The 20,999-nt window shown below is 58.2% G+C and carries 18 protein-coding genes and 2 tRNA genes; 1 reads left to right on the top strand and 19 read right to left on the bottom strand.

Annotated features, from left to right (window positions below):
- Nucleotides 1-215 precede the first annotated feature (215 nt).
- From ACLH0H_RS13485 to rlmE, 16 genes are all read right to left on the bottom strand, one after another.
- Nucleotides 216-836 (bottom strand): BON domain-containing protein, encoded by a 621-nt coding sequence (locus ACLH0H_RS13485; RefSeq protein WP_411382315.1) that lies wholly within the window; start codon nt 834-836, stop codon nt 216-218.
- 297 nt (nt 837-1,133) lie between these two features.
- Nucleotides 1,134-3,239, bottom strand: a complete 2,106-nt coding sequence (gene pnp / locus ACLH0H_RS13480; protein ID WP_076952842.1) for a polyribonucleotide nucleotidyltransferase — start codon at nt 3,237-3,239, stop codon at nt 1,134-1,136.
- A 194-nt stretch (nt 3,240-3,433) separates the two neighbouring features.
- Nucleotides 3,434-3,703, bottom strand: coding sequence for a 30S ribosomal protein S15 (rpsO, locus tag ACLH0H_RS13475; RefSeq protein ID WP_003176135.1), 270 nt, complete (start codon nt 3,701-3,703; stop codon nt 3,434-3,436).
- 116 nt (nt 3,704-3,819) lie between these two features.
- Nucleotides 3,820-4,737: a tRNA pseudouridine(55) synthase TruB gene (gene truB / locus ACLH0H_RS13470; RefSeq protein WP_411382314.1), complete on the bottom strand. Its 918-nt coding sequence runs from the start codon at nt 4,735-4,737 to the stop codon at nt 3,820-3,822.
- Between the two features lie 3 nt (nt 4,738-4,740).
- Nucleotides 4,741-5,136: a 30S ribosome-binding factor RbfA gene (gene rbfA, locus ACLH0H_RS13465; protein ID WP_057725021.1), complete on the bottom strand. Its 396-nt coding sequence runs from the start codon at nt 5,134-5,136 to the stop codon at nt 4,741-4,743.
- 159 nt (nt 5,137-5,295) lie between these two features.
- Nucleotides 5,296-7,821, bottom strand: a complete 2,526-nt coding sequence (gene infB / locus ACLH0H_RS13460) for a translation initiation factor IF-2 (protein ID WP_076952840.1) — start codon at nt 7,819-7,821, stop codon at nt 5,296-5,298.
- A gap of 27 nt (nt 7,822-7,848) precedes the next feature.
- Complete coding sequence (gene nusA / locus ACLH0H_RS13455) at nt 7,849-9,330, bottom strand: transcription termination factor NusA (RefSeq protein WP_076952839.1); 1,482 nt, start codon at nt 9,328-9,330, stop codon at nt 7,849-7,851.
- Nucleotides 9,331-9,377: 47 nt separating this feature from the next.
- Nucleotides 9,378-9,836, bottom strand: a complete 459-nt coding sequence (gene rimP / locus ACLH0H_RS13450) for a ribosome maturation factor RimP (protein ID WP_034117933.1) — start codon at nt 9,834-9,836, stop codon at nt 9,378-9,380.
- Between the two features lie 140 nt (nt 9,837-9,976).
- A tRNA-Met gene (locus tag ACLH0H_RS13445) sits at nt 9,977-10,053 on the bottom strand.
- Between the two features lie 96 nt (nt 10,054-10,149).
- Nucleotides 10,150-10,235: transfer RNA gene (locus tag ACLH0H_RS13440), tRNA-Leu, on the bottom strand.
- 21 nt (nt 10,236-10,256) lie between these two features.
- Nucleotides 10,257-10,640: a preprotein translocase subunit SecG gene (gene secG / locus ACLH0H_RS13435; RefSeq protein ID WP_010206600.1), complete on the bottom strand. Its 384-nt coding sequence runs from the start codon at nt 10,638-10,640 to the stop codon at nt 10,257-10,259.
- A 4-nt stretch (nt 10,641-10,644) separates the two neighbouring features.
- Entirely contained in the window at nt 10,645-11,400 is a 756-nt protein-coding gene (gene tpiA / locus ACLH0H_RS13430; RefSeq protein WP_076952837.1) for a triose-phosphate isomerase, read from the bottom strand.
- A 66-nt stretch (nt 11,401-11,466) separates the two neighbouring features.
- Nucleotides 11,467-12,804, bottom strand: coding sequence for a phosphoglucosamine mutase (glmM, locus tag ACLH0H_RS13425; protein ID WP_411382313.1), 1,338 nt, complete (start codon nt 12,802-12,804; stop codon nt 11,467-11,469).
- A 16-nt stretch (nt 12,805-12,820) separates the two neighbouring features.
- On the bottom strand, nt 12,821-13,672 hold the full coding sequence (folP, locus tag ACLH0H_RS13420; RefSeq protein ID WP_411382312.1) for a dihydropteroate synthase: 852 nt from the start codon (nt 13,670-13,672) through the stop codon (nt 12,821-12,823).
- 8 nt (nt 13,673-13,680) lie between these two features.
- Nucleotides 13,681-15,591, bottom strand: a complete 1,911-nt coding sequence (ftsH, locus tag ACLH0H_RS13415) for an ATP-dependent zinc metalloprotease FtsH (protein ID WP_076952834.1) — start codon at nt 15,589-15,591, stop codon at nt 13,681-13,683.
- Nucleotides 15,592-15,791: 200 nt separating this feature from the next.
- On the bottom strand, nt 15,792-16,442 hold the full coding sequence (gene rlmE, locus ACLH0H_RS13410; protein WP_015885924.1) for a 23S rRNA (uridine(2552)-2'-O)-methyltransferase RlmE: 651 nt from the start codon (nt 16,440-16,442) through the stop codon (nt 15,792-15,794).
- A gap of 106 nt (nt 16,443-16,548) precedes the next feature.
- Between rlmE and ACLH0H_RS13405 the strand changes: the two genes are divergently transcribed.
- The gene (locus tag ACLH0H_RS13405; RefSeq protein WP_003176146.1) at nt 16,549-16,857 is read left to right on the top strand and encodes a YhbY family RNA-binding protein; all 309 of its coding nucleotides are present in this window, start codon (nt 16,549-16,551) and stop codon (nt 16,855-16,857) included.
- A gap of 8 nt (nt 16,858-16,865) precedes the next feature.
- Here the strand turns inward: ACLH0H_RS13405 and ACLH0H_RS13400 are convergent, their stop codons facing one another.
- From ACLH0H_RS13400 to carB, 3 genes are read right to left on the bottom strand one after another with little or no spacing between them, the layout of a single operon-like run.
- Nucleotides 16,866-17,270, bottom strand: coding sequence for an MFS transporter (locus ACLH0H_RS13400; protein ID WP_411382311.1), 405 nt, complete (start codon nt 17,268-17,270; stop codon nt 16,866-16,868).
- A gap of 28 nt (nt 17,271-17,298) precedes the next feature.
- Entirely contained in the window at nt 17,299-17,775 is a 477-nt protein-coding gene (gene greA, locus ACLH0H_RS13395; protein ID WP_076952884.1) for a transcription elongation factor GreA, read from the bottom strand.
- A 2-nt stretch (nt 17,776-17,777) separates the two neighbouring features.
- Nucleotides 17,778-20,999: a carbamoyl-phosphate synthase large subunit gene (gene carB, locus ACLH0H_RS13390; RefSeq protein WP_411382310.1), complete on the bottom strand. Its 3,222-nt coding sequence runs from the start codon at nt 20,997-20,999 to the stop codon at nt 17,778-17,780.

Below are 20,999 nucleotides of genomic sequence, written 5' to 3'. Positions count from 1 at the left end.
AGGTGATGCTTTCGCAGGCAAGCCAGCTCCCACATTGATCTTTATCGGTCTCAAGACTTCGATTCAAGCCCACAATAGAACAGGCCCCGACACAAGTGCCGGGGCCTGTAATGACCACATCCGTGTGGTCGATCGCATGAACCTGTGAGGTGCATTGAGTGGATATCTAACTCACTCGTTGCCGCCGACTTCTAGTTCAGACGAACTGTTGAGCGTTACTCTGCTTTCAGGCCGTCAGCCGATACAGCTTTAACGCCTTTGATCTTCTTGGTGATGGCTACTGCGGTTTCTTTCTGCGCTTCAGTCACGGCAGTAGAGGACGACAGGGAGACAACACCCTTGTTGGTTTCGACTTTAATGTCGGTACCAGGAATACCTTTCTCGGTAACCAAGTCAGCTTTTACTTTGGTGGTGATCCAAGTATCGCTAGTCGCTTCGCCAGCGTTATGGGCTGCGCCTTTGGTTTTGTCGATACCGTCAGCCTTGGTAGCGCCGCCAGCCAGCAGGCCGTCAGCAGAAACAGCAGTCACGCCTTTGATTTTCTTGGCGATGGCTACAGCGGTCGCTTTCTGCGAGTTAGAGATGGCTACGTCGGAAGACAGGGAAACCACGCCTTTGTTGGTTTCAACCTTGATATCCGAACCTGGAATGCCTTTTTCAGTCAGCAGGTCAGCTTTGACTTTGGTGGTGATCCAAGTATCCGAAACGCTTTCCTTAGCCTGGGTGGCTTCGCCGGCCGCCAGAGTCATAGGGGCCTGGGAAGTCTGAGCAAAGGCTACGTTAGCACCCATGGCCAGAGTCAGAGCGGTAGCAGTAGCGAGAGCGAACTTCTTCATACGAGTAACTCCTGTTTTATTAAAAGACCGCAGTACCTAAACCTCGATACTGCAGCGCTAACAGGGATATTGCAGGCAATGTGCCAAGTCACGCCGCTCAATTAAAACCTTATAAATCAATACGTTATGGAAATACCAAATTTTCGGAATCGTGCAACTTGCATGATGCCAAGCACCACTGCATGCAAGTTGCGGCTTTTTACCGCTCAGTAAGCTCCTGATTTCTCGGCATTTTCCTGAAGCCATAAAAAAAGGACTCCGAAGAGTCCTCTTGTTCAGCGTAACGCTCAGGGGTAATTAAACGCCCGAAGCCTTGGCTGCTGCTACGTCCTTGATGGACAGTTTGATACGGCCGCGGTTGTCCACGTCCAGTACCAGCACTTCAACTTCTTGGCCTTCTTTGAGAATGTCGGTGACTTTCTCAACGCGGGCATCGCTCAGCATGGAGATGTGAACCAGACCGTCCTTGCCCGGCAGGATGTTCACGAATGCGCCGAAGTCGACGATGCGCTCAACCTTGCCGACATAGATCTTGCCGATCTCGGCTTCAGCGGTGATGCCCAGAACACGCTGGCGCGCAGCCTCTGCAGCTTCCTTGGTTTCGCCGAAGATCTTGATCGAGCCGTCGTCTTCGATGTCGATCGAAGCCTTGGTTTCTTCGCAGATCGCACGGATGGTCGCGCCGCCTTTACCGATGACATCACGGATTTTGTCGGTGTCGATTTTCATCGCGATCATGGTCGGAGCATTTTCCGACAGCTCGGTACGCGACTGACCAATGATCTGGTTCATCTGACCGAGGATGTTCAGGCGCGCTTCCAGGGCTTGGCCCAGGGCGATCTCCATGATTTCTTCGGTGATGCCTTTGATCTTGATGTCCATCTGCAGCGCGGTAACACCTTTAGCGGTACCGGCTACCTTGAAGTCCATGTCGCCAAGGTGGTCTTCGTCACCCAGGATGTCGGTCAGGATGGCGAATTTCTCGCCTTCTTTAACCAGGCCCATGGCGATACCGGCAACCGGTGCCTTCATCGGCACACCGGCGTCCATCAGTGCCAGGGAAGCGCCGCAGACCGAAGCCATGGAGCTGGAACCGTTGGATTCGGTGATTTCCGACACCACGCGGATGGTGTACGGGAACACGTCGGCAGCCGGCAGCATCGCGGCGATCGAACGGCGGGCCAGACGGCCGTGACCGATTTCGCGACGGCCAGCGCCACCCATGCGACCACACTCGCCCACCGAGAACGGAGGGAAGTTGTAGTGCAGCATGAACGGGTCTTTTTTCTCGCCTTCCAGGGTGTCCAGCAGCTGTGCGTCACGGGCGGTGCCCAGGGTCGCGACAACCAGTGCCTGGGTTTCACCACGGGTGAACAGCGCCGAACCGTGAGTCTTCGGCAGCACGCCGACTTCGATGTTCAGCGGACGTACAGTGCGCGTGTCGCGGCCGTCGATACGCGGCTTGCCGTTAACGATGTTTTCGCGAACGGTGCGGTATTCGATTTCACCGAAAGCCGCTTTGACTTCGCTGGAAGAAGGCTGGCCTTCTTCACCGGACAGCTTGGCGACGACTTGGTCCTTCAGCTCGCCCAGGCGAGCGTAACGGTCGGCCTTGACGGTGATGGCGTAGGCCTGGGAGATCGCGTCGCCGAACTCGGCACGGATAGCGGCCAGCAACTCGGTGGCTTCAGGCTGTGGAGCCCAAGTCCAGGTTGGCTTGGCAGCTTCAGCGGCCAGTTCCTTGACGGCGTTGATCACCACCTGGAACTCGTCGTGAGCGAACAGTACGGCGCCCAGCATCTGGTCTTCGGTCAGCTCTTTGGCTTCCGATTCAACCATCAATACGGCTTCCGAGGTACCGGCAACGACCATGTCCAGGCTCGATGCTTTCTGTTGCTCGTAAGTCGGGTTCAGCAAGTAGCCGGTGCTTTCGTGGAAAGCAACGCGGGCAGCGCCGATCGGGCCATCAAAAGGAATGCCGGAGATAGCCAGGGCAGCCGAGGTGCCGATCATCGCAGCGATGTCCGGATCGGTCTTCTTGCTGGTGGAAACGACGGTGCAGACAACCTGCACTTCGTTCATGAAGCCTTCTGGGAACAGTGGACGGATCGGACGGTCGATCAGTCGGGAAGTCAGGGTTTCTTTCTCGGAAGGACGGCCTTCGCGCTTGAAGAAACCGCCAGGGATCTTACCGGCGGCGTAAGTCTTTTCCTGGTAGTGAACGGACAGAGGGAAAAAGCCTTTGCTCGGGTCAGCGGTCTTGGCGCCAACAACGGTCACCAGTACGGTCACGTCGTCGTCAACGGTAACCAGCACTGCGCCGGAGGCTTGACGGGCGATACGGCCTGTCTCGAGGGTAACGGTCGACTGACCGAACTGGAATTTTTTGATAACCGGGTTCACGGTGTCCTACCTTCTTTGTGGCTCTTGGGGAACTTGTTTTCTTGCGAAATTCTTGGGCAATGTCGGGAATCGGCCCGACCCTCGTCCAGGGTAAAACGTGTATCCAGATAAAACTTGAGGCTGGGAGCCTGCCATGGGCCAGCGGGAATCCCACTGACACACGGCAGACAACCAACCTCTAGCGCAATCGCTGATTAGCGACGCAGACCCAGGCGACCGATCAGAGCCTGATAACGACCCAGATCCTTGCCTTTCAGGTAGTCCAGCAGCTTACGGCGCTGGTTTACCATGCGGATCAGACCACGACGGGAGTGGTGATCTTTACCGTTGGCCTTGAAGTGACCCTGCAGCTTGTTGATGTTGTGGGTCAGCAGTGCAACTTGCACTTCTGGCGAACCAGTGTCACCAACAGCTTGCTGATAGTCAGCTACGATTTGTGCTTTTTCTTGAACGTCGAGAGCCATGAGGCAATCCTTTTTTTCAGGAAACCACCCAAAGGGCAGTTTCAACAGGCCAGGGACAAATCCCTGTATCTAAAAATGAGTGTTGACCATGCCTGTTAACAGCCACACTCGTCCGGTCATTCTGACCGAATCAGTCGACGTGGCGCGATGCGCCCGTCTTCGCTCACTTCACCGATACCGATAAAGCGACCATTATGATCCTGTACCCGCACCATACCGAATTTCGGTGCATCCGGGGCACGTACCGGTTGGCCGTTTAGCCAATAGAACGCGCTGTGCTCCGAGAAGTGCAGCAATGGCCAGTCCAGCAGTCCGCTGTCCGACGGCATCAGGAAGCGATCAACCGCTTCGTTGCCGCCTTCGGCGTGTACCGCTTCCAACTCTTCCAGCGTGACCGTCTGGGCCAGGCTGAAAGGGCCGGCCTGGGTGCGTCGCAGTTCTGCAACGTACGCGCCGCAACCGAGCTTTTCACCGATATCTTCCACCAGGGTACGGATATAGGTGCCTTTGCTGCAGTCGACGGCCAGGCGGGCAGTGTCACTTTCACAGGCGAGCAATTCGAGCCGGGCAATAGTAACAGAACGCGGTTCGCGCTCCACTACTTCACCCGCACGTGCCAGCTTGTAAAGAGGTTGGCCATCACGCTTGAGCGCCGAGTACATCGGCGGTATCTGGCTGATCTGCCCACGAAAACCGGGCAAGGCAGCTTCAATATCGGCACGACCAACGGTCACATCGCGCACCTGCAGCACATCACCTTCGGCGTCGGCCGTGGTGGTGGTCTTGCCCAACTGCATCAGGGTCTCGTAACCCTTGTCGGAATCAAGCAGGTATTGCGAGAACTTGGTGGCCTCGCCAAAGCACAACGGCAATACGCCGGTGGCCAGGGGATCGAGGCTGCCGGTGTGCCCGGCCTTCTCGGCGTTGAGCAGCCAGCGGACCTTCTGCAACGCGGCATTGGAGGTAAAGCCAATGGGCTTGTCGAGCAGAATGATGCCGCTGACGTTGCGACGGATACGTTTGACCTGAGCCACCGCTTACTCCTTGGCGTCTTCAGGCGTGGACGGATGCTGGCTGTCTTCAGCCACGGCGCGCTCAATCAACGCCGACAGGTGCGCACCCCGCACGACGCTTTCGTCGTAGTGGAAATGCAACTGGGGCACGCTGCGCAGCTTCATTTCACGGGCCAACTGCATGCGCAGGAAACCCGCGGCAGCGTTGAGCACCTTGATGCTTTGCGCGATTTCTTCGCTGCTGTCCTGCCCCATCACGGTGATGAAGATCTTGGCGTGGCCTACGTCACGGCTCACTTCAACCGCAGTGATAGTGACCAGGCCAACACGTGGATCCTTGACTTCGCGACGGATCAGTTGGGCCAGCTCGCGCTGCATCTGATCGCCGATACGCTGGGTACGGCTGTATTCTTTTGCCATGTCTTGTTACCTGTTACTGCCACACGGTGAAACCCGTGGGGTCTGAAAGCGGCAAACGCCCGGCCTGACAAAAGCCAGACCGGGCGTTGCGTTTAGAGTCCGGACACCGCGCGGGGCATCTGCATGCCCACACGCCGTGTGGCTCCTGAAGTGCGCGAGTCAGAGGCTGCGAGCAACCTGAACCTTCTCGTAGACTTCGATCTTGTCGCCAGGCTTGACGTCGTTGTAGCTCTTGACGCCGATACCGCATTCCATGCCGGCACGTACTTCGGAAGCGTCATCCTTGAAGCGGCGCAGGGATTCCAGCTCGCCTTCAAAGATAACGATGTCTTCACGCAGTACACGGATTGGACGGTTACGGTGCACAACACCTTCGATAACCATGCAACCGGCGATCGCGCCGAATTTCGGCGAGCGGAACACGTCACGCACCTCGGCCACACCCAGGATGTTCTCCCGAACGTCGCTGCCAAGCATGCCGGTAAGGGCTTTCTTGACGTCTTCGATGATGTCGTAGATGACGTTGTAGTAACGCATGTCCAGGCCTTCCTGCTCGACGATCTTGCGAGCGCCAGCATCGGCACGCACGTTGAAGCCGAACAATACAGCGTTGGAAGCCAGAGCCAGGTTGGCGTCGGATTCAGTGATACCACCGACACCGCCACCGACAACACGCACTTGCACTTCGTCGTTACCCAGGCCGTTCAAGGCGCCATTCAACGCTTCGAGGGAGCCACGGACGTCGGATTTGAGGACGATGTTGAGCGTCTTCTTCTCTGCCTGGCCCATGTTTTCGAAGATGTTTTCCAGCTTGCCTGCGTGAGCACGCGCCAGTTTTACTTCGCGGAACTTGCCTTGACGGAACAGAGCCACTTCACGGGCTTTCTTCTCGTCGGCAACCACGCTCATCTCGTCGCCAGCATCCGGGGTACCGTCCAGGCCGAGGATCTCGACAGGGATGGAAGGACCGGCTTCCTTGATTGGCTTGCCGTTCTCGTCGAGCATGGCACGTACGCGGCCGTAGTTCGAACCGACCAGTACCATGTCGCCTTGGCGCAGGGTACCGTCTTGAACCAGGACGGTTGCAACCGGGCCACGACCTTTGTCGAGACGCGATTCAACCACAACACCGCGGCCTGGAGCCGATGGGGTTGCCTTGAGTTCGAGTACTTCGGCTTGCAGCAGGACCGCTTCGAGCAGTTCGTCTACACCGGTACCGACTTTCGCCGAGACCGAAACGAACGGCGTATCACCGCCCCACTCTTCGGAAGTCACGCCGTGAACCGACAGTTCGCTGCGGATGCGATCAAGATCGGCGCCCGGCTTGTCGATCTTGTTCACTGCAACAACCAGTGGAACACCGGCAGCCTTGGCGTGCTGGACAGCTTCAATGGTCTGCGGCATCACGCCGTCGTCCGCTGCAACCACCAGGATCACGATGTCAGTCGCCTTGGCACCACGGGCGCGCATCGCGGTAAACGCGGCGTGACCTGGGGTGTCGAGGAAGGTGACCATGCCGCGCTCGGTTTCAACGTGGTACGCACCGATGTGCTGGGTGATGCCGCCGGCTTCGCCAGCAGCTACCTTGGCACGACGGATGTAGTCGAGCAGCGACGTCTTACCATGGTCAACGTGGCCCATTACGGTCACAACTGGCGCACGGGAGAACGTCTCACCTTCAAACTTCAGGGACTCGGCCAGGGAATCTTCCAGGGCGGTGTCGCTGACCAGGGTCACTTTGTGGCCCAGTTCTTCGGCTACCAGTTGAGCAGTTTCCTGATCAAGCACCTGGTTGATGGTCGCTGGAGTACCCAGTTTGAACATGAACTTGATGATTTCAGCAGCCTTGACCGACATCTGGTTGGCAAGATCGCCAACGGTGATGGTCTCGCCGATCTGCACATCACGCACGACAGGGCCGGTTGGGCTCTGGAAACCGTGGGCGTTGCGTTTTTTCAGCTTGGCCTTGCCGCGACCACCACGACGGAAACCGTCGCTTTCTTCATCGGTAGTACGTGGTGCAACGCGTGGCGCAGGCGCTTTCTCTTTGACCGAAGCACGATGCGGAGCGTTCTTGCGCTCGCCATCACCGCCGCCACCGCGACGATTGTTATCGTCAGCACGCGGCTTGTCCGGACGACGAGGTTCGTCGCGCTTGCGGGCGTCAGCAGCCGGCGCTGGTGCAGGGGCCACCGGAGCGGCCTCACGCACAGCTTCTACCGGTGCACCAGGCGCGGCAACCGCGTCAGTGCCAGCAGGTTGCGCAGCAGCAGGCTGGCGACGCGCTTCTTCTTCGGCGCGACGCTTGGCTTCTTCTTCAGCCTTCTGACGTGCAGCATTTTCTACTGCGCGACGTTCTTCCAGATCGCGCTTGCGCTCGGCTTCGATTTCTTCCGGGCTGCGTTGTACGAAGACTTTCTTCTTGCGTACTTCAACGCTGATGCTCTTGCTACCCGCAACACGCAGGGTGCTGGTGGTTTTGCGCTGCAATGTAATCTTGCGCGGTTCTTCCACTTTCGCCTTGTGGCTGCTCTTCAAGTGAGTCAGCAAAGACTGCTTCTCACTGTCGCTCACACCTTCATCGGCGGCGGTGTGCGGCAGACCTGCCTCACGCATCTGCTGCAACAGGCGCTCTACCGGTGTTTTGACCTCATCGGCCAGTTGTTTCACCGTGACTTGCGTCATGCACTTCTCTCCTCAGGCCGCGCCTAGTTACTCGAACCAATGGGCTCGGGCGGCCATGATCAACTTGCCGGCACGATCATCGTCAATGCCGTCGATGTCGAGCAGATCGTCAATAGACTGCTCGGCCAGGTCTTCGCGGGTAATTACGCCGCGCACCGCCAGTTCCATCGCCAGATCCTTGTCCATACCCTCAAGCGAGAGCAGGTCTTCGGCCGGATGGGCGTCTGCCAGCTTTTCCTCAGTAGCGATGGCTTTGGTCAACAAACGATCCTTGGCCCGAGCGCGAAGCTCGTTGACGATATCCTCGTCAAAGCCGTCGATGTTGAGCATCTCCTCCACCGGTACGTAGGCAATCTCTTCCAGGCTGGTAAAGCCTTCGTCCACCAGCACCTGCGCCAGTTCTTCATCGACTTCAAGCTCTTCGATAAAGTTGCGCAGGATGTCGCCGGTTTCCGCTTGCTGTTTAGCCTGGATGTCCGATTCGGTCATCACGTTCAGGGTCCAACCGGTCAGTTGGCTGGCCAGACGCACGTTCTGCCCACCACGACCAATGGCCTGAGCCAGATTGTCTGCGCCAACGGCGATGTCCATTGCATGGGCATCTTCGTCAACGATAATTGCCGCCACTTCAGCCGGCGACATGGCGTTGATCACAAACTGCGCCGGGTTATCGTCCCAAAGGACGATGTCTACACGCTCACCGCCCAATTCGCCCGACACTGCCTGGACACGCGAACCGCGCATACCGATGCAAGCGCCTTGCGGGTCGATTCGTTTGTCCTTGGAACGGACCGCGATCTTGGCGCGCGAACCCGGGTCGCGGGACGCTGCCATGACTTCGATCAGGCCTTCGGCGATTTCCGGCACTTCGATACGGAACAGCTCGATCAGCATTTCCGGCGCGGTACGCGACAGGATCAGCTGGGGGCCGCGGTTCTCGGTGCGGATTTCCTTGAGCAGCGCACGCAGGCGCACGCCGACACGGAAGGTTTCGCGAGAGATGATGTCTTCACGGGCCAGCAACGCTTCAGCATTGTTACCCAGGTCAACGATCACGTTGTCGCGGGTGACTTTTTTCACGGTGCCGGAGATGATTTCACCCAGGCGCTCGCGATAGGCGTCAACGACTTGCGCGCGCTCGGCTTCGCGAACCTTCTGCACGATGACCTGCTTGGCAGTCTGTGCAGCGATACGACCGAACTCGATCGATTCGATCTTTTCTTCGACAACATCACCGACCTGGGCGCCAGGATGCGTTTGCGCAACCTTGCTCGGCCAGGTTTCGATGGCCGGATCATCAAGATCGGCTTCTTCGACGACCGTCCAGCGACGGAAAGTCTCATAGGCACCGGTGTGGCGGTTGATTTCCACACGCAGATCAACTTCGTCTTCAAAACGCTTTTTGGTCGCAGTGGCCAGGGCCAGCTCCAGCGCTTCAAAAATCACGTTTGCCGGTACGCCCTTTTCATTGGATACCGACTCAACAACCAGCAGTACTTCTTTGCTCATCGTACGCCTCGCCTTTCGCAAGCCATTGGATCCGCGGGATCCGCGTCTCAGTCAAAACTGGGAATAATGTTGGCCTTGTCGATCATATCGATCGGCAATAGGAACTCATGGTCTTCTACCTGCACCACGACATCCTGTTCTTCTACACCGCGCAGAAGGCCCTGAAAGTTGCGTCGCCCTTCGAAGGGAGAGCGCAGCTTGATCTTCACTTGTTCACCGGCAAATTTTGCAAACTGATCAATAGTGAACAGTGGGCGTTCCATGCCTGGCGAGGAAACTTCGAGGGTGTATTCAACGGCGATTGGATCTTCAACATCCAGCACACCGCTGATCTGGCGGCTGACAATGGCGCAATCGTCCACCAGCACACCGCCCTCTTTATCGATATAAACGCGCAACATTGAGTGGCGACCTTGAGCCGAAAACTCAATACCCCAGCATTCATAGCCTAGGGCCACGATCACCGGGGCCAACAAGGCCTGCAACTCTTCTAGCTTGCTCGACACCTGAACCCCCTCGTGCATGTATGTGCATGCTGTGCAAAATAAAAAAATGGGCGAAACGCCCATCCTTGAAACGCCGTCGAACAGCGGCGTTGAAAGTGTCCAGCTAACAAAAAGCCCCTTAAAAGGGGCTCCGCTAAAACTGGTTGCGGGGGCCGGATTTGAACCGACGACCTTCGGGTTATGAGCCCGACGAGCTACCAGACTGCTCCACCCCGCGACAAAGCTGGGGCGGAAGTATACGACCGATCCCTTACAGGGTCAATGTAACCTTCCACCTACAAGAAAGCCCGCAACAGCGGGCTCTCCTGATAATTGGTACCGAGAAGGGGACTCGAACCCCTACACCCTATGGGCACAACCACCTCAAGGTTGCGTGTCTACCAATTCCACCACCTCGGCAATACAGCACTTACAACCTTCTTACTTCTGCTCTTGAGCTGGAGGTACGTCAGTCGCTGGAGTAGCCGACTTTTGCTCTTGAAGCACCGGGACATCATCAGAAGCCGGTTTTGCTTTCGGTACTTCCAACACTGCTGGGTTCGGGAGACCTACTTGAGTCAGCACATGAGCTTTCTCTTTAGCAAAGTAACCTAACCCCAAGCTGGTTATGAAGAAACCGGCGGCAAGTATAGCAGTAAACTTACTAAGAAAGGTAGAGGAACCTTGGCTTCCGAATACAGTATTTGAAGCACCTGCACCGAAAGACGCACCAGCATCCGCACCTTTACCCTGTTGCAACAAAACCAGGGCAACTACGCCCAGGGCAGCCAACAGATGAAAAACGACTACGACTGTTTCCAGCATTTTTTCAGTTTCCCGCGGCGCGACAGATCGCACCGAACTCATCTGCATTCAGGGACGCTCCACCAATGAGCCCCCCATCGATATCCGGCATGCCGAACAGTTCGACCGCATTGGCCGCCTTCACGCTGCCGCCGTATAGAAGACGCACACCTTGTGCGACTTCAGAATTCTCTGCCGCCAACTGCGCGCGGATGGCTGCGTGCACATCCTGCGCCTGTTGCGGTGTAGCAGTCAGCCCGGTACCAATGGCCCAGACCGGCTCGTAAGCAATGACCGCCTTCGCAAATGCACCGACACCCAGCTCTTCGATGATACTGCCCAGCTGACGCGAGACAACTTCAAGCGTCTTGCCCGATTCGCGCTGCTCCAGGGTCTCCCCTATGCACAACACCGGGATCAAGCCACAAGCCTGTGCCGCTGCGAACTTGCGATTGAGCACTTGATCGCTTTCACCCATCAACTGGCGGCGCTCGGAGTGCCCGACAAGCACATAGGCACAACCTGCATCAACCAACTGACTCGGCGCAATCTCACCGGTCAACGCACCTTGGGCGGGTTCCACCGCAGAATTCTGCGCGCCGACCTGAATCGACTGACCTTTCAAGCCATCAACCACTTGGCCGATATGCAGGAAAGGCGGGAAAACCGCGACATCAACACCGCCAGGCAAGGCCAGGTGACGAAGGCCATTGATCAGCTCAGCGACACTGGCGCGGGTACCGTGCATCTTCCAGTTACCAGCTACCATAGTGCGACGCATGCTGTACCCCGTCGGTCAAAGTGGGCGCAGATGTTACCCAACCACATCATCACTGGCAAGCCGAATTCAGGCGCAAACTTCAGTTACCAGTTTTGCCAGGTCTTCAGCATGGCCGCGAACTTGCGTTTCGTCATCACCTTCGACCATGACACGCACCAGAGGCTCTGTGCCGGACTTGCGCAACAACACGCGACCACGCCCCGCCATTGCAAGGGTCACGCGCTCGCACGCCTCTTTGACAGCCGGGTGCTCGATCGGGTTTTCGCCACCGCCAAAACGCACGTTGAGCAGCACTTGCGGACACTTGCGCAGCGCCTGGCGCGCCTGTGCCAGGCTCTCTTGGCGACGACGCAGCGACAGCAGCACCTGCAGCGCAGCGATGATCGCATCACCGGTGGTGGTGTGCTGGAAGCAGACAATATGCCCGGAGTTCTCCCCCCCCACCAGCCAGTTACGCTCAAGCAGCTCGGCGATCACATAACGGTCACCGACGTTGGCGCGCACGAACGGAATACCCAGGTCGGCCAAGGCCAGCTCAAGCCCAAGGTTGCTCATGAGCGTGCCGACGACGCCGCCTTGCAGCTTGTTACGCTCGTGCAGGTCACGGGCAATGATGAACAACAGATCATCACCGTCAACGATAGCCCCGGTGTGATCCACCATGAGTACACGGTCACCGTCACCGTCGAAGGCAATGCCCAGGTCGGCATGCTCGGCGAGAACGGCCGCCTGCAACTGCTCCATGTGCGTGGAGCCGCAGTTGTCGTTGATGTTCAACCCGTTAGGCTGGGCCGACAGCACCGTGACGTCCGCGCCCAATTCCTTGAATACGCTGGGTGCCACTTTGTAGGTAGCACCATGCGCGCAATCGACCACAATTTTCAGGCCTGCGAAATTGGTGCTGCTGGGCACACTGCTCTTGCAGAATTCGATATAACGGCCGGATGCATCATTGATACGCGATACCTTGCCCAGCTTGCTGGACTCAACCACCGTCATCGGCGCATCCAGCAGCTCTTCGATCATCAACTCGATTTCGTCCGGCAGCTTGGTGCCCTGGCCCGAAAAGAACTTGATGCCGTTGTCGTCATGGGGATTGTGCGAGGCGCTGATCACGATACCGGCCTCAGCGTGAAAGGTACGCGTGAGGTAGGCGATCGCTGGCGTAGGCATCGGCCCCAGCAGCATCACATCGGCACCCGCCGCGGACAGGCCCGCCTCCAGCGCGGACTCGAACATATACCCCGAGATGCGGGTGTCCTTGCCCACCAGGATGCGGCACGCGCCCATGCTGCGGAACGCCATGCCCGCCGCCCAGCCCAGCTTGAGCATGAAATCGGGGGTAATCGGGAATTCGCCGACCCGACCACGGATACCGTCGGTGCCAAAGTATTTTTTAGTCATAAGTGCTCCATCATTCTTATTCGGCTGATTCTACCGCGCTAATCATACGCACCACATCCACTGTCTCGGCGACATCGTGCACACGCAAGATACGTGCGCCCTTGGCTACCGCAAGCGCCGCCAGTGCAAGTCCACCGTACAACCGCTCGCCCACCGGACGATTCAGGGCGAGCCCTATCATGCTCTTGCGCGAAACGCCGACCAGCAGCGGCCGCCCAAGGCGATGCAAGGACTCCATATGCTTGAACAGGCTTAAATTGTGCTGCAGGGTCTTGGCAAAGCCGAAGCCGGGGTCGAGGATGATCTTATGCGCAGCAATCCCGACGGCAGCGCACTGAGCCATTCGCTCGGCGAGAAAACCACTCACTTCGCCGACTAGGTCATCATAGTGAAGACTGTCCTGCATATTGCCGGGCTCGCCGCGCATATGCATCAGGCATACCGGCAAACCGGTCGCGGCAGCGGCATCAAGGGCACCGTCACGCTGCAGAGCGCGCACATCGTTGATCAGGCCTGCTCCCAGGCGCGCAGTTTCGCGCATCACCGCAGGCGTCGACGTATCCACCGAAATGATCACGTCCAGTTCACGCGCAATACGCTCTACGATTGGCGCCACCCTCTCCAGCTCCTCCAAGGGAGAAACCGCGCGCGCACCAGGCCGGGTCGACTCACCGCCCACATCAATCAGCGTCGCGCCCGCCGCCGCCATCGCCTCGGCATGACGCAAGGCAGCATCAAGCTGGCTGAAGCGGCCGCCATCGGAAAAGGAGTCAGGAGTTACGTTAAGGATGCCCATGACATGCGCATGAGCCAAATCAAGAACCCGGTTGCCGCAAGGCAACCGGGTGGAGGACGACACAGAAGTCATTTCAAACCTTAGACGTCAGCTGCGGGGCCGCCGATCGGAGTTTCTGGGCGTTCATTCTGTACCACGGGCGGAGTGCCCGAGGTGCCCGAACCACCTTCCCAATCGCGAGGCTCGCGCGGGGTACGGCCGGCCATGATGTCGTCGATCTGGTCGGCGTCAATGGTCTCGTACTTCATCAACGCATCAGCCATGGCGTCCAGCTTGTCACGGTTGTCGGTCAGGATCTGCTTGGCGGTGCCATAGCACTGGTCAATGATACTGCGCACCTCGGAATCGATCAGCTTGGCGGTCTCGCCGGAGAAGCTGGCGCTTTGACCGCCGCCGCCACGACCCAGGAACACCTCACCTTCTTCCTCGGCATACATCAACGGGCCAAGTTTCTCGGACAAGCCCCATTTGGTCACCATATTCCGCGCAATTTGACTGGCACGCATGATGTCGTTGGAGGCACCTGTCGTCACACCGTCAAAGCCCAGGGTCATTTCCTCGGCGATACGACCGCCGTAGAGGGAGCAGATCTGGCTGATCAACGCACGCTTGGAGAGGCTGTAACGATCCTCTTCCGGCAGGAACATGGTGACACCCAGCGCCCGCCCACGAGGAATAATCGACACTTTGTAGACCGGGTCGTGCTCAGGCACTACGCGTCCGACGATTGCATGACCCGCTTCGTGGTAGGCCGTGTTCTGCTTCTCTTTCTCGGACATGACCATGGATTTGCGCTCGGCGCCCATCATGATCTTGTCTTTCGCCAGTTCGAACTCTTTCATTTCAACGATGCGCTTGCCGGTACGGGCGGCGAACAGCGACGCCTCGTTGACCAGGTTGGCAAGGTCGGCACCGGAGAAACCCGGTGTACCACGGGCAATCACGGCCGGAGCCACATCATCACCCATGGGCACTTTGCGCATGTGTACTTTCAGGATCTGTTCGCGACCGCGGATATCCGGCAAGCCCACCACAACCTGACGGTCGAAGCGGCCTGGACGCAGCAACGCCGGGTCAAGTACGTCCGGACGGTTGGTGGCGGCGATGACGATGATGCCATCGTTCATTTCGAAACCGTCCATCTCGACCAGCAATTGATTGAGGGTCTGCTCACGCTCATCGTGACCACCGCCCATGCCGGCGCCACGATGGCGACCGACGGCGTCGATTTCATCGATAAAAATGATGCATGGCGCGTGCTTCTTGGCCTGTTCGAACATATCGCGAACACGGCTGGCACCCACGCCGACGAACATTTCGACGAAGTCGGAACCGGAGATGGTGAAGAAAGGCACCTTGGCTTCGCCGGCAATCGCCTTGGCCAGCAAGGTCTTACCCGTACCCGGAGGACCGACCATCAATACGCCACGAGGAATGCGGCCGCCCAGGCGCTGGAACTTGCCCGGATCGCGCAGGAACTCGACCAGCTCGCCGACTTCTTCCTTGGCTTCGTCACAACCGGCAACGTCAGCCAGGGTAGTCTTCACCTGATCCTCGGAGAGCAGGCGCGCCTTGCTCTTGCCGAAACTCATGGGCCCGCCCTTGCCTCCCGCGCCGCCTTGCATCTGGCGCATGAAGAACATGAACACGGCGATGATCACCAGGATCGGGAAGCTGGCCACCAACAGTTGGGTCCAGATGCTCTGCTGCTCGGGCTGCTTGCCTTCCACAACGACCTTGTTGTCCACCAGGTCGCCGATCAGACCGTTGTCCTGGATTGCCGGACGAATGGTCTTGAAGCTGTCGCCATCAATTCGCTTGCCGGTAATCACGTAGCCATCTACCGCTACGCGCTCGACCTTGCCATCCTTAACTTGCTGGATGAAGTCTGAATAGTTGAGGGTCTGCGGCTCGTTAGGGCTGGAGAAGTTGTTCATCACCGTCACCAGGACAGCCGCGATGATCAACCACAGGATCAGATTCTTTGCCATATCGTTCAATTAACTACCCTCTGAAGCAAGCTCCGCTACTGGCGCGTGCTTCGCATGATATTCACCGGCCTAACTTACTACATTACCTACAACTCTGGCAGGCGCCGTCTGTAACCCTTTGTGAAACTTTGACTACACAATATTCGTAAAGCTTCGTGACGAAAGCGAAATAAAAAAACCTATCGCCCTCCTCGAATTCCTTAAAAACGCTCTTCGCTCGCAGCGCCTTCTACGCCGCGGAAGCCGCGGCAGAGCAGATATTGCTCCCGAGACCGGTCCCGGGAAGAGTCAGGCTTGCGCGTCTGCACCTTGTCGAACAGCTTGCGGATGTTCTTGTGGTACTCGTCAAACCCTTCGCCCTGAAAGACTTTCACCAGAAAATCACCACCAGGACGCAGAACCCGACCCGCCAAATCCAGCGCCAGCTCACAAAGGAACATCGCGCGCGGCATATCGACGGCCGGTAATCCACTCATATTGGGGGCCATGTCGGAAATCACAAGGTCCACCTGGGAATTTCCCACAGCCTCGAGAATCTGTGCGAGCACGGTGTCCTGGGTGAAATCGCCGTGAACAAAGGTCACATCCGGGATGCTGTCCATCTCCAGGATGTCGGAAGCGATCAAGCGTCCCTGCCCACCAATCAGACGACTGGTCACCTGGGACCAGCCACCCGGCGCCGCGCCCAGATCAATAACGCTCATGCCGGGGCGGATCAATTTGTCCTTGTCCTGGATCTCCAGCAGCTTGTAGCTGGCCCGGGAACGGTAGCCGTCCTTTTGCGCCTTTTTGACGTAAGGATCGTTGAAATGTTCTTGTAGCCACTTAAGGCTGGTTTTGGAACGGGCCACGGGCCACCTCGAAAAATAAAACGGGTCGTGATTAACTGGGCGGTCCCGGACTCGCTCGGGTAAACTGGCCGCCGCTTTTTACAAGATCAGACGCAGGGGTCAGATTATGCCGCTCACTCAAGAGCAGAAGAAACAGTACAAGTCCATTGGCCACCATCTGAAACCAGTTCTGATTGTGGCAGATAACGGCTTGACTGAAGGTGTGTTAGCCGAATTTGAACGCGCACTGAACGATCACGAACTGATCAAGATCAAGGTCAACATCCTGGATCGCGAAGCGCGCCTGGCTGCCGTTGCAGAACTGTGCAAGGTGGGCAAGGCGGACCTGGTTCAGGTCATCGGCAAGATGGCGCTGCTGTATCGCAAGAACTTCAGCGTCAACAAGCAGTTGTCGAACGTTCATCGCTTCAAGTAAAACAAGGGTCAGGGGCGTGCTTCGCGCGCCCCGCCACTCCATCCCGGTGCGGGTTGTACAACCAGTACCAGGCCGGAGAACCCTAGCACAAGATAGCTGAATAGCTGCCAGCGCAACGCTTGCGGCAACAAGACATGCACAATGCAATACATTGCGCACGCATACAGCGCCATCAACAGCAGTTGCCCGCGAATATCCCGCCACAAACTCTCCAAGCCCTCGGCCTTGACCAGCACCAACGCCTGGAGCGTCACGCACGTCGCCGCAAAAGCCACCAGCAACGCACTGAGCAATCCATCGATCTCATCGATCAGCAACGGCGCCAGGCCAATCAGGCCCAGCGCCGGTAATACACCAATGTGCAGCAACCACAGGCCGCCGACCCAGAGCATCTGGGAGAGCTGCCAGAGCATGGCGCCCGCACGAAGCGGGCGCCGTCTTTCAGATGTGACGAACTTCAACAATCTCGTACTCGATCACGCCGCCAGGGGTTTTCACGGACACCACATCCCCCTCTTCCTTGGCAATCAAGGCACGGGCAAGGGGTGAACCGACGGAGATCTTGCCAAGTTTGAAGTCAGCCTCGTCTTCACCCACGATTTGGTAGACCACGCGCTCGTCTGTCTCGACGTTGGCGATTTCCACGGTGGTGCCGAAAATCACCTTACCGGTATGAGGAATGGTCGTTACGTCGATGATCACCGCGTTCTGCATGCGGCCTTCGATGTCACGGATGCGCGCCTCGACCATACCCTGCTGCTCGCGAGCAGCGTGGTATTCGGCGTTTTCCTTCAGGTCACCCAGTTCCCGGGCCGTACCGATATCCTGGCTCAGCTTTGGACGAACGACCTTGGTCAGGTGGGCGTGTTCCTCTTCCAGGGCGCGAGCGCCCTGAACGGTCATCGGGTATTTGGTTATGCTCATGCCTTCAATCCTGCGTGTAGATCTTGCAAGCGACGCACGGTCTTTTCCGGACCGAACTTGAGCGCTTCGCAGATAGCTTCGCCAGCAGCAATAGTGGTGGTGCAGTAGATCTTGTGCTGCAAGGCATTACGACGAATGGAGTAGGAGTCCGCGATCGACTGGCGACCTTCGGTGGTGTTGATGATCAAGGTGACTTCGTCGTTCTTGATCATGTCGACCACGTGCGGACGGCCTTCCGTCACCTTGTTCACGCGACGCACTTTCAGGCCTGCGGCTTCGATCAGCTTGGCGGTCCCGGCAGTGGCCACGATTTCGAAGCCCAAGTTGATCAGATCACGGGCCACGCCTGCAACCAGTGGCTTGTCATCATCACGCACGCTGATGAACGCAGTACCGCCGGTCGGCAGCACTTCGCTGGCGCCCATCTGGGCCTTGGCGAACGCTTCGCCGAAGGTGTCGCCCACGCCCATCACTTCACCGGTGGACTTCATCTCAGGGCCCAGGATCGGGTCCACGCCAGGGAATTTGGCGAAGGGGAACACCGCCTCTTTCACGCTGTAGAAGTTCGGAATGATTTCCTTGGTGAAGCCGATTTCCTTCAGGGTCTTACCGGCCATCACGCGGGCAGCGATCATGGCCAGGGACACGCCGATGCACTTGGATACAAACGGCACGGTACGCGAAGCACGTGGGTTGACCTCGATGACGTAGATGTCTTCGCCTTGCAGCGCCAACTGCACGTTCATCAGGCCGACCACGCCCAGTTCCAAGGCCATTTTCTTGACCTGTTCGCGCATCTCGTCCTGGATGTGCGCCGGCAGCGAGTACGGCGGCAGCGAGCACGCGGAGTCACCGGAGTGAACGCCCGCCTGTTCGATGTGCTGCATGATCGCGCCGATCACCACATCGGTACCGTCGCAAACCGCATCCACGTCCATCTCGATGGCGCAGTTGAGGAAGTGATCGAGCAGCACCGGGCTGTCGTTGGACACTTTCACCGCGTCACGCAGGTAGCGCTTGAGTTCTTCTTCTTCGTAGACGATTTCCATCGCCCGGCCGCCCAGTACGTAGGACGGACGCACCACCAGCGGATAGCCGATCTTGCTGGCGGCGCGGATGGCTTCGTCTTCGCTGCGCACGGTGGCGTTTGGCGGCTGACGCAGGTTCAGGCGCTCAACCATTTGCTGGAAGCGCTCACGGTCTTCCGCACGGTCGATGGCGTCCGGGCTGGTGCCGATGATCGGCACGCCAGCCGCTTCCAGGGCGCGCGCCAGTTTCAGTGGGGTTTGGCCACCGTACTGGACGATCACGCCTTTGGGCTTCTCGACGCGACAGATTTCCAACACGTCTTCCAGGGTGACCGGCTCGAAGTAAAGACGGTCGGAAGTGTCGTAGTCAGTGGAAACGGTTTCCGGGTTGCAGTTGACCATGATGGTCTCGTAACCGTCTTCGCGCAGCGCAAGGGCGGCGTGTACGCAGCAATAGTCGAACTCGATGCCCTGGCCGATACGGTTCGGACCGCCACCCAGGATGATGATCTTGTCGCGGGTCGACGGCGCGGCTTCGCACTCCTCCTCATAGGTGGAGTACATGTAGGCAGTGTCGGTGGCGAACTCAGCGGCACAGGTGTCCACGCGCTTGTAGACCGGAAAGATATCCAGCTTGTGGCGATGGGTCCGCAGGTTTTTCTCGGTCACACCCAGCAGCTTGGCCAGACGCTGGTCGGAGAAGCCTTTGCGCTTGAGGCGGAACATCAGGTCGCGGTCGATGGACGACAGACCGAGGGTCTTGACCTTCTCTTCTTCCTTGATCAGATCTTCGATCTGCACCAGGAACCACGGGTCGATCATGTTCATGCCGAAGATGTCTTCGACGCTCATGCCGGCGCGGAAGGCGTCAGCCACGTACCAGATGCGCTCGGCGCCCGGTACGGTCAGCTCACGCTTGAGGATGCTCATGCTTTCCGGGTTGCTCAGGTCGAGCTTCTCGTCCAGGCCGCAAACGCCCACTTCCAGGCCTCGCAGGGCTTTCTGCAGGGATTCCTGGAAGGTGCGGCCGATGGCCATGACTTCGCCGACCGACTTCATCTGAGTGGTCAGGCGCGCGTCGGCCTTGGGGAATTTCTCGAAAGCAAAGCGCGGCAGCTTGGTGACAACGTAGTCGATAGACGGCTCGAAAGACGCCGGCATGGCGCCGCCGGTGATTTCGTTTTGCAGCTCGTCCAAGGTGTAACCGATTGCCAGCTTGGCCGCGATACGCGCGATCGGGAAGCCGGTCGCTTTCGATGCCAGCGCCGACGAACGCGATACACGCGGGTTCATCTCGATCACGACCATGCGGCCCGTGTCCGGGCAGATGCCGAACTGAACGTTGGAGCCGCCGGTTTCAACGCCGATCTCACGCAGTACCGCCAACGAGGCGTTACGCATGATCTGGTATTCCTTGTCCGTCAGGGTCTGCGCCGGAGCAACGGTGATCGAGTCGCCGGTGTGCACGCCCATCGGGTCGAAGTTTTCGATGGAGCAGACGATGATGCAGTTGTCCTTTTTGTCGCGGACTACCTCCATCTCGTACTCTTTCCAGCCGATCAGGGATTCGTCGATCAGCAGCTCTTTGGTCGGCGACAGATCCAGACCACGGGCGCAGATTTCTTCGAATTCTTCACGGTTGTAAGCAATGCCACCGCCGGTGCCGCCCATGGTGAAGGACGGACGGATAATGCACGGGAAGCCCAGCTTTTCGAGAACCGCGTTGGCCTCTTCCATGCTGTGGGCGATACCGGAGCGCGGGCAGTCAAGGCCGATGGACTTCATCGCCTTGTCGAAACGCGAACGGTCTTCGGCCTTGTCGATGGTGTCGGCGTTTGCGCCGATCATCTCCACGCCGAACTTTTCCAGGACGCCTTCGCGCTCCAGGTCCAGGGCGCAGTTCAGGGCGGTCTGGCCGCCCATGGTCGGCAGCAACGCGTCCGGACGCTCTTTCTCGATGATCTTGGCAACGGTCTGCCACTTGATCGGTTCGATGTAGGTGGCGTCGGCCATGTCCGGGTCGGTCATGATGGTGGCCGGGTTGGAGTTCACCAGGATGACGCGGTAGCCCTCTTCGCGCAGGGCTTTACAGGCCTGGGCGCCGGAGTAGTCGAATTCGCAGGCCTGGCCGATCACGATCGGGCCAGCGCCGAGAATCAGGATGCTTTTTATGTCTGTACGTTTTGGCAT

This window comes from Pseudomonas sp. MPB26, from assembly GCF_046605355.1.
Classification (GTDB): Bacteria; Pseudomonadota; Gammaproteobacteria; order Pseudomonadales; family Pseudomonadaceae; genus Aquipseudomonas; species Aquipseudomonas cedrina.
Note: the sequence above shows the minus strand (reverse complement) of the source record. Positions and strands in the feature narration are given on the sequence as shown.

Excerpts from the sequence above, each read along its gene's own strand:
- ACLH0H_RS13485 (WP_411382315.1), bottom strand. The coding sequence starts at position 836 with ATGAAGAAGTTCGCTCTCGCTACTGCTACCGCTCTGACTCTGGCCATG.
- rpsO (WP_003176135.1), bottom strand. The coding sequence starts at position 3,703 with ATGGCTCTCGACGTTCAAGAAAAAGCACAAATCGTAGCTGACTATCAG.
- rbfA (WP_057725021.1), bottom strand. The coding sequence starts at position 5,136 with ATGGCAAAAGAATACAGCCGTACCCAGCGTATCGGCGATCAGATGCAG.
- infB (WP_076952840.1), bottom strand. The coding sequence starts at position 7,821 with ATGACGCAAGTCACGGTGAAACAACTGGCCGATGAGGTCAAAACACCG.
- nusA (WP_076952839.1), bottom strand. The coding sequence starts at position 9,330 with ATGAGCAAAGAAGTACTGCTGGTTGTTGAGTCGGTATCCAATGAAAAG.
- secG (WP_010206600.1), bottom strand. The coding sequence starts at position 10,640 with ATGCTGGAAACAGTCGTAGTCGTTTTTCATCTGTTGGCTGCCCTGGGC.
- tpiA (WP_076952837.1), bottom strand. The coding sequence starts at position 11,400 with ATGCGTCGCACTATGGTAGCTGGTAACTGGAAGATGCACGGTACCCGC.
- glmM (WP_411382313.1), bottom strand. The coding sequence starts at position 12,804 with ATGACTAAAAAATACTTTGGCACCGACGGTATCCGTGGTCGGGTCGGC.
- folP (WP_411382312.1), bottom strand. The coding sequence starts at position 13,672 with ATGACTTCTGTGTCGTCCTCCACCCGGTTGCCTTGCGGCAACCGGGTT.
- ftsH (WP_076952834.1), bottom strand. The coding sequence starts at position 15,591 with ATGGCAAAGAATCTGATCCTGTGGTTGATCATCGCGGCTGTCCTGGTG.
- ACLH0H_RS13405 (WP_003176146.1), top strand. The coding sequence starts at position 16,549 with ATGCCGCTCACTCAAGAGCAGAAGAAACAGTACAAGTCCATTGGCCAC.
- ACLH0H_RS13400 (WP_411382311.1), bottom strand. The coding sequence starts at position 17,270 with ATGCTCTGGCAGCTCTCCCAGATGCTCTGGGTCGGCGGCCTGTGGTTG.
- carB (WP_411382310.1), bottom strand. The coding sequence starts at position 20,999 with ATGCCAAAACGTACAGACATAAAAAGCATCCTGATTCTCGGCGCTGGC.